Origin of the sequence: Kribbella koreensis, from assembly GCF_039525325.1 — a bacterium.
Classification (GTDB): domain Bacteria; phylum Actinomycetota; class Actinomycetes; order Propionibacteriales; family Kribbellaceae; genus Kribbella; species Kribbella koreensis.
On record NZ_BAAAHK010000017.1, the window covers coordinates 171149 to 184179 of the forward strand.

The window sequence follows — 13031 nt, forward strand, 5'->3', positions numbered from 1 at the left end:
ATCGGGCCCGCCCACTTTAGTGCGTCAGGGTGCTTCACGTCTTGCGAATAGTTAACGCCAGGTGTAACTATTAATCCATGGAAGACGAAGTTGACCGCTTCTTCGAGGTGCTCGCCGATCCGACGCGGCGGCAGGTCGTTCGGTTGCTGGGGGAGGGGCCGCGGCGGGCCGGGGAGCTTGCGGTGGCGGCGGGCACGTCGGCGCCGGCGATGAGCCGGCACCTGCGGATCCTGCTGGCCGCCCGGGTGATCGACGACGAGCGGGTGCCGGATGACGCGCGCCTGCGGGTCTTCCGGCTGCGGCAGGAGCCGATGGTCGCGGTGCAGGCGTGGCTCGATCAGGTCCAGGCGCATTGGCAGGAGCAGTTGGGGGCCTTCAAGAAACACATCGAGGAGAGTTCATGACCAAGCCGTCCGCATCCGCATCCGTCGAGGTCGCCACCGACCCGGCGACCGCCTTCCGGGTCTTCACCGCCGAGATCGATCTGTGGTGGGTCCGCGGCCCGATCAACTTCTTCGACGCCACCCGAGCCATCGGCATGCAGATCGAGCCGGGCCTCGGCGGCCGAATCCTGGAGATCTACCGGTACGCCGACGCCGCCGCCGGCGAGGATGTCCTCGAACTCGGCCAGATCACCGCCTGGGAACCCGGCACCTTCTTCGCCTACCGCAGCTCCGTCGACGACACCGAAACCGAAATCCGCTTCGAGCCGTCCAACGGCGGCACCCGGGTCAGCGTCGAACAATCCCTTGTCCAGGGCGGCGACAAGGCCTTCTACTTCTGGCCGAACGTCATCCCCTGGTTCGCCGATCGGATCGCTTCAGCTGCTGCTACGCAGGGACCGGCTGAGCTCGACCGCCTGGGGATCGCCCTGTACTACGAGGATCCCGCCGCGGCTGCCGATTGGCTGGCGAGGGTCTTCGGGCTGGAGTCCTCGCTGCGACTGTCCGCCGACGGCAACCATCCGTCGTGGAACGAGCTGCGCGTCGGTGGCTCGGCCATCATGCTCCTCGCCTCGAAGGAGCGGGTGGGTCCTCATCCGGTCGACCATGCGGTCTGGGTCCATGTCGATGACCTCGACGCGCACTTCACCCGGAGTACCGCTGAGGGCGCGGCCATCGTTTCGGCGATCGAGCAGCACGGCTACCGGTCGTACGAGGTTGCGGATCTGGAAGGCCATCACTGGCGATTCGCTCAAGCGAGTCCGGCGATGGGGTGAAGGGTCAGGCTTGTCGGGTGTGGGCGGCTCGGGAGATCAGCTGAATCTGATGATCGGCAACCTACGATGACCGTATGCATTGGGGCGAGCAGGTCGCAGTACGAGGTGCCCGTGTCCACAACCTGAAGAGCGTCGACATCGACGTGCCGCTTCGGCAGCTCGTTGCCCTCACTGGCGTGTCCGGGTCCGGCAAGTCGTCGCTCGCGCTGGGCGTGCTCTACGCGGAGGGCTCACGCCGATACCTCGAGGCCTTGTCGTCCTACACGCGCCGGCGTCTCTCGCAGGCTGCGCGCGCGGACGTCGACGCCGTTGACGGAGTACCGGCCGCGATCGCGCTGCATCAGCGTCCCGCAGTACCGGGTGTTCGCAGTACGTTCGGTACGTCGACGGAGCTGCTCAACTCGCTTCGGCTGATGTACTCGCGATTGGGGGTGCACCTGTGTCCCAACGGTCATCGCGTGCAGCCGACGCTCGAGATCGCGTCGACCGCGCATCTCACCTGTCCTGAGTGCGGCGAGCGTTTCGAAGTACCGGGTGCTGAGTCGTTCGCGTTCAACAGCGATGGCGCTTGCGAGACCTGCGCGGGCACGGGGGAGACGCGGCAGATCGATCAGGAGGCGCTCGTACCGGACGAGTCGCTGTCGATCGCGGACGGAGCCGTGGCGGCTTGGGCTTCGTTCGGGGCCGGGCTGTTGCCTCAGGTGGTCGCGCAGCTCGGCGTACGAGTGGATGTGCCGTTCCGGGAGCTGACCCCGGCCGAACGCGAACTCGTCCTGAACGGCGAGGAGACCAAGCGGACGGTCGTTGTCACGAGCAAGAAGGGCAACGCCTTCGAGCTCAACGCGGCCTACCGCAACGCCAACCGGGTGATCGAGGACGCGCTCGCCAACGCCCAGAGCGAGAAGTCGCTCACCCGCCTCGACCGCTTCGTGCACATCGCCGAGTGCCCGTCCTGCGGCGGCTCCCGGCTCAACGAGCGCGCGCGATCGGTACCTCTGAACGGCGTCACCCTCGACGAGATCTCCACTTGGAGCCTCGACCGTACGACGACCTTCGTCCGCTCGCTGCCGGCCGCCGCGCCCGCCGAGCTCACCCGGATGGCCGCGCAGATCGTGGACGCGTTCATCCCGACCGCGGAGCACCTACTAGGCCTCGGACTCGGCTACCTGTCGCTCGGCCGTGCCTCGCGCACGCTCTCGACCGGTGAGCTGCAGCGAGTACAGCTCAGCCGCACTCTGCGAAGCAGCGCGACCGGCCTGCTGTACGTCCTCGACGAACCGTCCATCGGGTTGCATCCGAGCAACATCGACGCCCTGATGGCGGTCGCCCGCCGCCTGGTCGAGACCGGCAACTCCGTGGTCCTCGTCGACCACGACGTCCGCGTACTCCGGCACGCCGACTGGCTGATCGAGATCGGCCCCGGAGCCGGCGCGCACGGCGGCGAGATTGTTGCCACCGGCACCGTCGAGGACCTGTCGAAGTCGTCCGCGTCGGTGATCGGCGGCTTCCTCAGCGGTGAGGAGCCGGCCGTCGTCCGTCCACGCGTGGCGGTTGACGACGTCTTCGAACACGGCCGGATCCACCTTGAGACAGCTCCCCGCTTCACCCTGAAGGCGCTCGAAGCGTCGTTCCCCCTGCTCCGGCTCACGGCGGTCACCGGCGTCTCCGGGTCAGGCAAAACCACCCTCGTACTGGACAGCCTCGCCCCGGCGCTGCTCGGCCAGGCACCCAAGCATGTACGTCACCTGGACGCCGGCGGCATCAACCGTACCGTCATCGTCGACGCCGTTCCGATCGGGCGCAACGTGCGCTCCACCGTGGCGACGTACAGCGGCGTCCTCGACGATCTCCGCCGAGCCTTCGCCGGTACTCCGGAAGCGGTGTCGCGCGGACTCAAGGCCGCGGACTTCTCGTACAACACCGGCAGTCTGCGCTGCCCGCAATGCGACGGCACCGGCCAGATCTCGCTGGACGTCCAGTTCCTCCCCGACGTCGACATTCCTTGCCCGGTGTGCGAAGGCCGCCGCTACAACCCCGACTGCGACACCATCACCCTCGACGGCCTGACCATGGCCGGTGCTCTGGCTTTGACGGTCGAACAGGCCCGCTCGAAGTTCACCGGCCTGCGCAAGATGCAAGCGCGCCTCCGCACCCTCGACGAGGTCGGCCTCGGCTACCTCATCCTCGGCGAGGCAACTCCGGCTCTGTCCGGCGGCGAAGCCCAGCGCCTCAAACTCATCGCCGACCTGGAGAAGCCCCAACAAGGCACCCTCTTCATCTTCGACGAACCCAGCGTCGGCCTGCACCCCGCCGACATCCGCGTCCTCCTCACGGTCTTCGACCGCCTGATCACCGCCGGCGCCACGGTCATCGTGATCGAACACGACCTCGACATGATCGCCAACGCCGACCACGTGATCGACCTAGGCCCCGGCGGCGGCACCGACGGCGGCCGCATAGTCGCCGCCACCACCCCCACCCTCCTCACCCAAGCCCCAGAAAGCCTCACCGGCCAGTACCTCCGCGACGTCCTCTAGCCCGCCGACAGGCCGGGACAATCTTGTCCGGCATCGTGACCCGGAGCGACAAGCTAGCGGTCGCGACGACCGGTACGTACGCGAATTTTGGGACCGTGCTGTGATGCCTCCGCCTGAAGCGATTCCGGCCAAGGGAAATCGAGCGGGTCGGAGCTCGCCTGCCAGCGGTGGCTCAGTTCGCGGAGGGTCTCGGTGGTGCGGTCGAGGTCGACATCGGCGTACGGGCACGGATCGGCTCGGGTGACGCCCCACATCTCGCGGACCTCAGCGTACGGCGTGGGCTGGTCCTTCTCGACCGCCAGGTGAAAGACGCTCGAAAGCGCCTCGCTCATGCCGATGCTGTTCGGTGCTTTGAGAATGCGCGCGCTGCGGACCTTCGCGTCGTGACGCTTCTTGCCGGCCGTCTGCTCCATGCTGTCGAAGACCGCACCGGCTGCGATACAGCCGAAGATGCCGTCGGGCATGCGCAGCTCGCGTTCGGTGACCGCATGCGCGAGATCGTGCGGCACGCGGTGCTTGCGCGAGTACGAGAACAGAGTGAACTCCGCCCCGTCCGCACGCCGGATCAACGTAAGGCTCTCACCACCACGCGGGTCATGCAGAAAGGTCAGTCGCATGTCCTCAGAGTGGCCGTCCTGTCGGCATAGGCGCCACTGGTTTAACCAAGCACGAGGGGCAACTTCTTGGTGAGCTCACCGAGTTGCGTCTTCTCCAAGTCGGACGGCTCACGGCGCCCGGTGCTGATCAACAGCACGTCCTTGTCGGACCAGCTCGCAGGAAACCCAGCGCCGGCGATCTGCTCGATCATGTCCCGGCTCTCGGCGAGGCCTTCGATCGATGGTCCTGGCGCTTGCGGTAGGTGAGCGACCAGATCGAGGTGGTGCAGCGTCCACTCCAGCACGTACGCCGAGAGGTAGTCGCCCGCCGTCAGCACCATGTCCTGTGTGCTGACCAGCATCGCCGGATCAGCCAACTCAGCCGCCCGCCCGGCCGCCGCACCCACGTCATCGAGATGAAACTTGAGCAACCCCGGATCCCCGTACGCCGCCGCCAACCGAACGATCAACGCATCCAGCGGATCCTCACCAGCAGCCGCCGCCTCAGCCACCGCCCAGTAACTCACCGAGTCATGCGTCGCCTCGGCCTCGCTGGGCGTCACCAGCGTGATCAACACGTCCTGCGCATCAATCACCAGGTGACAAACCAGATCCCGCACCAACCACCCCGCACACCCCGACGCCTCGCCGAAGTCGGCATCACCCAGCCCAGCAACAGCCGCCCGCAACGCACCCCAAGACTCTGAGAACAGATCCACCCCAGCAAGCTAATGCGCCACCAGTCCACGCCGTACACAAGAACAGGCAGTAGCCCCCACACCGCCGACGTCCTGCGATCGATGCGCAGGCGTGGGTGGGAGTGTCGGGCGTGTGAGCGACGGTGGTGCAGGCGGAGCTCGACCGTGGGGGAGTAGTTGCCGACGCGGTCGACTAGAGTCGTGCTGTCATCGACGGCTGTGCAGGAACCCGGTGTGAGTCCGGGGCGGTCCCGCCACTGTGACCGGGGGTTTCCCGGGAGTCAGGAACTGCTGCTGTCGTACCTGCCACCTGGGGCGTGGACACCCCGAGGAAGGACCGGTCGCGCGTGCCCGCGAACCTTTTGCTGCTCTCCACTGCCGACACCGACCTGCTGGCCGCTTCGCAGGCCCAGGCCGGATGGAAGGTCGCCAACCCGGCGCGGGTCGAGCTCGATGATGTTGCCACCCTGCTTGACGGCGTCGAGGTCGTCGTGGTCCGCCTGCTGGGCGGTCGCCGCGCCTGGGAGGAGGGTCTCGACGCCGTCATCTCCTCGAACATCCCCACCGTCGTGCTCAGTGGAGAGGCAGCGCCCGACGCCGAGCTGATGTCGATGTCGACCGTCCCCGCCGGCGCGGTCACCGAGGCGCTCGCGTACCTCCGTGAGGGCGGCTCCGAGAACCTCCAGAACCTGGCGGGCTTCCTCCGAGACACGATCCTCCTCACCGGCGACGCATTCGACCCACCCAAGACCCTCCCGACGTACGGCATCCGCGCCGGCCGCACCTTCGCCAAGGACCACCGCCCAGTAGTCGGCATCGTCTACTACCGCGCCCACGAGATCTCCGGCAACACAGCCTTCGTCGACGCCCTCGCGACCGCGATCGAGCAGGCCGGCGCCCAGCCCCTTCCCCTGTACTGCGGAACGCTGCGCGGCCTGGACCCCACCCACGCGGACAACGCCGACCTCTTCGCCCTCCTCAAGCAATGCGATGTCCTCGTCACCACCCTCCTCGCGGCCGGCGGCACCGTTGCCTCCAACGCAACGGCCGGCGGCGACGACTCCTGGGACGCAGGCGCCCTCGCCTCCCTCGACATCCCGCTCCTCCAAGGCCTCGCCCTCACCTCGACCCGCGAGCAGTGGCTCGAGAGCGACGCCGCGATCAGCCCGCTCGACGCTGCCACCCAGGTCGCGATCCCCGAGTTCGACGGACGCCTGATCACCATCCCGTTCTCCTTCAAGGCGTACGACGCCGAGGGCATCGCCAGCTATGCCCCCGACGAGGAGCGCTGCGCCAGGCTTGCCGGCATCGCAGTCGCCCAGGCCAAGCTTCGGCACGTCGAGCCGAAGGACAAGAAGCTGGCGCTTGTACTGTCCTCATACCCGACCAAGCACGCCCGGATCGGCAACGCCGTCGGCCTCGACACCCCGGCCTCGGCGGTCGTCATCCTCGGCCAGCTCAAGGAGGCCGGCTACGACCTCGGCCCCGACCTCAATCTCGACGAGCTCCAGGGCGCGGACGGCGCCGACGGACTCATCCACCGGCTCATCGCGGCCGGCGGTCACGACGTCGACTGGCTCACCGACGAGCAGTTGTCCAGTGCGGTCGCGAAGATCCCGCTCTCGACGTACCAGCACTGGTTCGGCAAGACCCCCGAAACGTTGCAGCAAGCAATGATCGAGGCGTGGGGGGAGGCCCCGGGTTCCCTGTACGTCGACCAGTCCGGCCCCGAGCCCGCGATCGCCCTCGCGGCCCTCCAGTTCGGCAACGTCGTGCTGATGATCCAGCCGCCCCGCGGTTTCGGCGAGAACCCGGTCGCGATCTACCACGACCCCGACATGGCCCCGTCGCACCACTACTTGGCGGCCTATCGCTGGCTCGAAGCGCCAACCGAAGAAGGCGGTTTCGGCGCCCACGCGGTGGTCCACCTCGGCAAGCACGGCACGCTCGAATGGCTTCCTGGCAAGGGCATCGGTATGGCGGCCGACTGCGCGCCCGACGCCGTACTGGGCAACCTCCCGCTCGTCTACCCGTTCATCGTCAACGACCCCGGCGAGGGTACGCAGGCCAAGCGTCGCGGGCATGCCGTGATCGTCGACCACCTGGTACCACCGATGGCGCGCGCCGAGACGTACGGCGACATGGCCAAGCTGGAGTACCTGCTCGACGAGTACGCCACGGTGTCGGCCCTCGACCCCGACAAGGTCCCGACCCTGCGCGCGCAGATCTGGACGCTGATCCAGGCCGCTCAGCTGCACCACGATCTGCACACCTCGGAGAAGCCGGAGGACGAGGAGTTCGACGAGTTCGTCCTGCACCTCGACGGCTACCTCTGCGAGATCAAGGACGTCCAGATCCGCGACGGGCTGCACATCCTCGGCGGCGGGCCGGACGGCGAGGCACGGGTCAACCTCGTTCTCGCCGTACTGCGTGCGCAGCAGATGTGGGGTGGCGTCTCGGGCGCCGTACCGGGGTTGCGGGCTGCTCTCGGCCAGACCTTCGGCGTCGACGAGGCAGCGATGCTGGAGAACCCGGGCGTCGCCGTACCGGAGCTGGCGGACCTGGCGACGCTGGTGGATCTTCCTGCCGTGAGCGGTGCCGACGGTGTGGACCTGCTGGAGGCAGTTGCACGCAAGCTGGTTGTCGGCATGGAGACTCTGGCGTGGGATGCGGGCAAGGTGCCGGTCGTCATCGAGGAGGTACTCGGTCGCTCCTCGACTCAGGTCGAGAAGTCGCTGCAGTTCGCCGCGGACGAGGTCGTGCCGAGGTTGGCCCGCACCGGCGACGAGCTGACGAACGTACTCCGCGCGCTGGACGGCCGTTTCGTCGAAGCCGGCCCGTCGGGGTCGCCGACGCGCGGTCTGGTGAACGTCCTGCCGACCGGCCGCAACTTCTACGCCGTCGACCCCAAGGCGATCCCGAGCCGCAACGCCTGGGACGTCGGCGTCGCGCTGGCCGATTCGTTGCTCGCGAGGCACAAGGCCGAGACGGGGGAGTGGCCGCGATCGGTCGGGCTGACCGTCTGGGGCACGTCCGCGATGCGCACCCAGGGTGACGACCTGGCCGAGGTGCTGTGGCTGCTCGGGTGTCGCCCGGTCTGGGATGAGGCCTCGCGCCGGGTCACCGGCTTCGAGGTCGTCTCGCTGGAGGAGCTCGGCCGCCCGCGCGTCGACGTGACGATCCGGATCTCGGGCTTCTTCCGGGACGCGTTCCCGCATGTCGTCTCACTGCTCGACGAGGCCGTCCGCACCGTGGCGGCGCTCGATGAGGATGCCGAGAGCAACTACCTCAGAGCGCACGTCGACGCTGATGTAGCCGCGGGCAATGACATGAGGTCGTCGACGGCGCGCGTCTTCGGATCCAAGCCGGGCTCGTACGGTGCCGGCTTGCTGCCGCTCGTCGATGCGCGCAACTGGCGTACCGACGCCGAGCTGGCCGAGGTCTACGCGGTCTGGGGTGGGTACGCGTACGGCAAGGATCTCGACGGTGCGGAGGCCCGGCCGTCGATGGAGCGTGCCTATGCGCGGATCCAGGTCGCGGCCAAGAACGCGGACACCCGTGAGCACGACATCATGGATTCGGACGACTACTTCCAGTACCACGGTGGCATGGTCGCGATGGTGCGCCACCTGACCGGGTCGAACCCGAAGGCGTACATCGGCGACTCCGCGGTACCGGCCCAGGTGAAGACCCGGACGCTGGAGGAGGAGACCAAGCGCGTCTTCCGGGCGCGGGTGGTGAACCCGCGCTGGATGGCGGCGATGCAGCGGCACGGGTACAAGGGCGCCTTCGAGATGGCGGCGACGGTGGACTACCTGTTCGGGTACGACGCCACCGCCGGTGTGGTGGACGACTGGATGTACGAGACGCTCACCACGGAGTACGTCGCGAACCCGGAGATCGCCGAGTTCTTCCGCAAGTCCAACCCCTGGGCGCGGCACGGGATCGCGGAGCGGTTGCTCGAGGCGGCTCAGCGCGGGCTGTGGTCCGAGCCGAGCGAGGAAGCACTGGAAACGCTGCGCACGGCGGTTCTTGAGACAGAAGGTGACATCGAGGATCGCGGCTGATTGGGTGGTCGCATGCCCGAACAGCTGAGAGTCCTGGTCACCAACGATGACGGCTATGAGTCCCTGGGCATCCAGGCGCTCGCTGCGGCCATGGAGGGCCTGGGCCACGCGGTCCAGGTGGTGGCGCCGTGGGACGACCAGAGCGGCGTCGGGAGTTCGCGGGCCGGGATGATCGGCAAGGCGATCTCGTCGAAGGTCGGTGAGAACGGGTTCATCGGGATCGACGGGACGCCGGCCCTGGCAGTGACGCTGGCTCGGCTCGGCGCCTTCGGACCGTCGCCGGACGTGGTCGTGTCCGGGATCAACAACGGGCACAATATCGGGCCGATCCTGCACTCCGGGACGGTCGCGGCCGCGCTGACCGCCTCCAGTCAGGGGTTGTCGGGGCTCGCGATCAGCATCGACTCGGAGCAACCGTCGTACGTCGAAACGGCGGCGGCCGTGGCTGCGGAAGCGCTCTCCTGGTTGCTGGAGCAGCCGCAGGGGACGGTCATCAACGTCAACGTTCCCGACGTACCGATCGCGGAGCTCAAGGGTGCTCGCTGGGCGCGCCTGGTCCCGTACGAGCGCTCCCGGCTGGTGCTCGAGAAGGCGCCGACGGGTGAGCCGATCGTCGGTCTGGTGCTGCGTGAGCCCCCGACGGAGACCGACACCGACGAGGCGCTCCTGCTCGCCGGCTACATCACCGTCACGCCCATCACCGGGGTCGGCGAGCTCCCCGGCGACTCCGCCGCGACCTATCTCACGGCGGCCTTCGCTCAGTAGCGCTCCGGCCGGTGTGGAATGATCGCCGGGACGGTTGTGGAGGAACACCGGTGACGGCCCTGTCGGGCTGAATTCCGGGGCGGTCCCGCCACTGTGACCGGGCTGCTGCCCGGAAGCCAGAACATCTGCCACCGTCCGTCAGGGAGCGCTCTCCGCGTGCCCCGGCGTACCAGTGCCAAGGCGGGCGTGGACACCCGCAGGACGAAGGGACCTCTCGCCCATGCGCTCAGCTCCGACCGGACCGACCCGATCGAACGGCGGCCATCGGCTGACTGCCGGCTTCCCGTTCACCGCGGTCGTCGGGATGTCCGACCTCCAGCTCGCGCTGATCCTGGCGGCGGTCTCGCCGGCGATCGGCGGCGTGCTGATCCGGGGTGAGAAGGGCACAGCGAAGTCCACCGCCGTCCGCGCTCTCACGGAGATTCTCCCCGCCGTAGACGTCATCGAAGGCTGCCGCTTCTCCTGCGACCCCACCAACCCCGACCCCACCTGCCCCGACGCCCCGCACACGGCACCCGCGGCTATCTCGCGGCCTGCGCGCCTGGTGGAGCTACCGGTGGGCGCGACCGAGGACCGGGTGCTTGGGTCTTTGCACTTGGAGCGGGCGCTCTCCGAGGGCGTGACCGTCTACGAGCCGGGTCTGTTGGCGGCGGCTCATCGTGGGTTGCTGTACGTGGATGAGGTCAACCTGCTGCACGACCACCTGGTCGACGTACTGCTCGATGCGGCCGCGATGGGACGCGCGACGGTCGAGCGTGACGGCGTCTCGATCACCCACCCGGCGCGCTTCGTCCTGGTCGGCACGATGAACCCCGAGGAGGGCGAACTCCGCCCACAACTCCTCGACCGCTTCGGCCTCACGGTCGACGTCGTCGCCAGCCGCGACCCCGCGGTACGGGTCGAGGTGATGCGCGCGCGGCTCGCGTACGAGGCCGACCCGACCGCCTTCATCAACCGGTACTCCGGTGCGCAAGCCGAACTCTCCGAGCGCATAGTCAAAGCCCAGTCCCGCCTGGCCGACGTCATCCTCACCGACGCCGCGCTCCGCCAGATCGCCGAGATCTGTGCCTCCTTCGACGTCGACGGCATGCGCGCAGACCTGGTCACCGCCCGTACTGCGGTAGCCCACGCCGCCTGGTCCGGCCGCACCGTCGTCGAGGTCGAAGACGTCCGCGCCGCCGCCAAGCTGGCCCTCCCACACCGCAAACGCCGCAACCCCTTCGACGCCCCCGGCCTCGACGACGACCAACTAGAACAAGCCATCCAAAACAGCACCCCACCGGACCCGGACCCCGACGACGACCCCGACGGAGGTCCGGACGGGGGCAACCCCACCGACCCCGACAGCACCCCGCCGACCGACTCGGACGACACCTCGCCGACTGATACCGACCGCGCGCCGAACACCGACACCGAGGTCGACCGCCCCGACGCGACCCGGCCGCCGAAGGACTCCTCCGACCCGGACAACACAGGCGACACCCCGGCGAGCGCTCTCTCCGGCCCCGCCCCGACCGGCCAGATCGCCGCCAGCTCAGAGCCGTACAAGGCCCGCCTCCTGAGCGTGCAATCAGCAGGCGCAGGCGTAGCCGGCCGCCGCTCCAGAGCCCTCACCGAGGTCGGCCGAGTAGTAGGCGACCGCCCCCGCATCGGCCGCGAATCCGGCCGCCCCCACCTCCTCGCAACAATCCGAGCCGCCGCCCCCCACCAACACACCCGCGGCCGCACCCTCCCCGGCAAGTCGGGCCCAGCCGACGCCGCTCAGGGCAGCCCCGGCATCCCCGTCCCCGGCACCCCTGTCCCCGGCACCCCCGTCCCGGGTAGCCCCGGTCCGGCACGTGTGCGCCGCGGGCTCGCCGTTCGCGCCTCCGACGTGCGTCTCTCCGTGCGTGAGGGGCGTGAGGGGAATCTGGTGTTGTTCTGTGTCGATGCTTCTGGGTCGATGGGGACGAAGAAGCGGATGGGTGAGGTGAAGACTGCGATCGTCTCGCTTCTGCTTGATGCCTACCAGCGGCGGGACACCGTCGGGCTAGTCACCTTCGCTGGAGCGGAAGCGACAGTTGCCCTCCCGCCGACGGGCAGTGTCGAGACTGCGGTGCGGCGGCTTGAATCGCTTCCCACCGGCGGTCGCACCCCACTGGCCGAGGGTTTGCTGAAGGCTTCGGACGTACTGCGAATCGCCGCGATCCGCGATCCCCGCAGGCGTCCCCTGCTCGTGCTGGTGACCGACGGCCGCGCAACCTCCGGCGACAAGGCGTTCGCCAAGGCGAAGCAAGCGGCCGGGTGGCTGGCGCAGCAGGGAATCGCGGCGGTGGTGGTGGACTGCGAGCCGCGCCGCGGAGTACGGCTCGGGCTGGCGGGGGAGCTGGCCGCCGATCTCGGCGCGGAGTACCTGGATCTGGGAGAAGTCGCCGCGGGCAATCTTGTTCGCGCGGTCACAGATCGGAGCGCCGCCTGATGCCGCAGGGACAGCCGAACGTGGTACCGCAGGACGGCCTGACCACCCGGCAGCGCCGGAACCGGCCGTTGCTGATGGTGCACACCGGTGAGATGAAGGGCAAGTCGACCGCCGCGTTCGGGATGGCGCTGCGCGGCTGGAACCAGGGCTGGAACATCGGCGTCTTCCAGTTCGTCAAGAGCGCGAAGTGGAAGGTCGGCGAGGAGAGCGCGTTCCGGGCCCTGGGAAAGTTGCATGAGGCAACGGGCGAGGGCGGCCCGGTCGAGTGGCACAAGATGGGCGAAGGGTGGAGCTGGTCCCGCAAGGCCGGCACCGAGGAAGACCACGCCGCCGACGCCCTGGAAGGCTGGCGAGAGATCCAGCGCCGGCTGGCCGCCGAGACGCACGACCTGTACGTCCTCGACGAGTTCACCTACCCGATGAAGTGGGGCTGGATCGACGTCGACGAGGTGGTGGACACCCTGACCAACCGGCCCGGCCACCAGTACGTCGTCATCACCGGCCGCAACGCCCACCAGAACCTCCTCGACGCAGCCGACCTGGTCACCGAAATGACCAAGGTGAAGCACCCCATGGACGCCGGCCAAAAAGGCCAGAAGGGCATCGAGTGGTGAGCCCCGCAAGAAGGCACCCCCACCTGCCCACCCTCGGGCGGCTCCCTCGGCGCGACAACGCAGTTGATTTTGCTGCC

Annotated in this window: 9 protein-coding genes and 1 riboswitch; of the genes, 7 read left to right on the forward strand and 2 right to left on the reverse strand. The window is 68.5% G+C overall.

The window, feature by feature from the left end; genetic code table 11:
- Positions 1-77 precede the first annotated feature (77 nt).
- The 3 genes from ABD116_RS30305 (at position 78) to ABD116_RS30315 (ending at position 3756) form a co-directional block, all read left to right on the forward strand.
- Positions 78-404: an ArsR/SmtB family transcription factor gene (locus tag ABD116_RS30305; protein WP_343977917.1), complete on the forward strand. Its 327-nt coding sequence runs from the start codon at positions 78-80 to the stop codon at positions 402-404.
- Positions 401-1219 carry a VOC family protein gene (locus ABD116_RS30310; protein ID WP_343977920.1) on the forward strand — a complete coding sequence of 273 codons (819 nt, stop codon included), beginning with the start codon at positions 401-403 and terminating at the stop codon, positions 1217-1219. The genes ABD116_RS30305 and ABD116_RS30310 overlap by 4 nt, the downstream gene beginning before the upstream one ends.
- Positions 1220-1293: 74 nt before the next feature.
- Positions 1294-3756 (forward strand): excinuclease ABC subunit UvrA, encoded by a 2463-nt coding sequence (locus ABD116_RS30315; protein WP_343977923.1) that lies wholly within the window; start codon positions 1294-1296, stop codon positions 3754-3756.
- A 53-nt stretch (positions 3757-3809) separates the two neighbouring features.
- Here ABD116_RS30315 and ABD116_RS30320 read toward each other — a convergent pair whose 3' ends face one another.
- Entirely contained in the window at positions 3810-4373 is a 564-nt protein-coding gene (locus ABD116_RS30320; RefSeq protein WP_343977926.1) for a hypothetical protein, read from the reverse strand.
- 41 nt (positions 4374-4414) lie between these two features.
- On the reverse strand, positions 4415-5071 hold the full coding sequence (locus tag ABD116_RS30325) for a maleylpyruvate isomerase N-terminal domain-containing protein (RefSeq protein WP_343977929.1): 657 nt from the start codon (positions 5069-5071) through the stop codon (positions 4415-4417).
- Between the two features lie 158 nt (positions 5072-5229).
- A riboswitch (cobalamin riboswitch) is annotated at positions 5230-5360 on the forward strand.
- Positions 5361-5397: 37 nt separating this feature from the next.
- On the opposite strand from ABD116_RS30325, the gene cobN reads away from it, so the two are divergent.
- The 4 genes from cobN (at position 5398) to cobO (ending at position 12954) form a co-directional block, all read left to right on the forward strand.
- Entirely contained in the window at positions 5398-9117 is a 3720-nt protein-coding gene (cobN, locus tag ABD116_RS30330) for a cobaltochelatase subunit CobN (protein WP_343977932.1), read from the forward strand.
- 12 nt (positions 9118-9129) lie between these two features.
- Positions 9130-9882, forward strand: a complete 753-nt coding sequence (surE, locus tag ABD116_RS30335; protein WP_343977935.1) for a 5'/3'-nucleotidase SurE — start codon at positions 9130-9132, stop codon at positions 9880-9882.
- A 220-nt stretch (positions 9883-10102) separates the two neighbouring features.
- Positions 10103-12340 (forward strand): magnesium chelatase subunit D family protein, encoded by a 2238-nt coding sequence (locus tag ABD116_RS30340; protein ID WP_343977938.1) that lies wholly within the window; start codon positions 10103-10105, stop codon positions 12338-12340.
- On the forward strand, positions 12340-12954 hold the full coding sequence (gene cobO, locus ABD116_RS30345) for a cob(I)yrinic acid a,c-diamide adenosyltransferase (RefSeq protein WP_343977941.1): 615 nt from the start codon (positions 12340-12342) through the stop codon (positions 12952-12954). The genes ABD116_RS30340 and cobO overlap by 1 nt, the downstream gene beginning before the upstream one ends.
- The last annotated feature ends 77 nt before the right edge of the window (positions 12955-13031 follow it).

What these genes read in the sequence shown, in the direction of transcription:
- ABD116_RS30305 (WP_343977917.1), top strand. Translation starts at nt 78, where the DNA reads ATGGAAGACGAAGTTGACCGCTTCTTCGAGGTGCTCGCCGATCCGACG.
- ABD116_RS30310 (WP_343977920.1), top strand. Translation starts at nt 401, where the DNA reads ATGACCAAGCCGTCCGCATCCGCATCCGTCGAGGTCGCCACCGACCCG.
- ABD116_RS30315 (WP_343977923.1), top strand. Translation starts at nt 1,294, where the DNA reads ATGCATTGGGGCGAGCAGGTCGCAGTACGAGGTGCCCGTGTCCACAAC.
- ABD116_RS30320 (WP_343977926.1), bottom strand. Translation starts at nt 4,373, where the DNA reads ATGCGACTGACCTTTCTGCATGACCCGCGTGGTGGTGAGAGCCTTACG.
- surE (WP_343977935.1), top strand. Translation starts at nt 9,130, where the DNA reads ATGCCCGAACAGCTGAGAGTCCTGGTCACCAACGATGACGGCTATGAG.
- ABD116_RS30340 (WP_343977938.1), top strand. Translation starts at nt 10,103, where the DNA reads ATGCGCTCAGCTCCGACCGGACCGACCCGATCGAACGGCGGCCATCGG.
- cobO (WP_343977941.1), top strand. Translation starts at nt 12,340, where the DNA reads ATGCCGCAGGGACAGCCGAACGTGGTACCGCAGGACGGCCTGACCACC.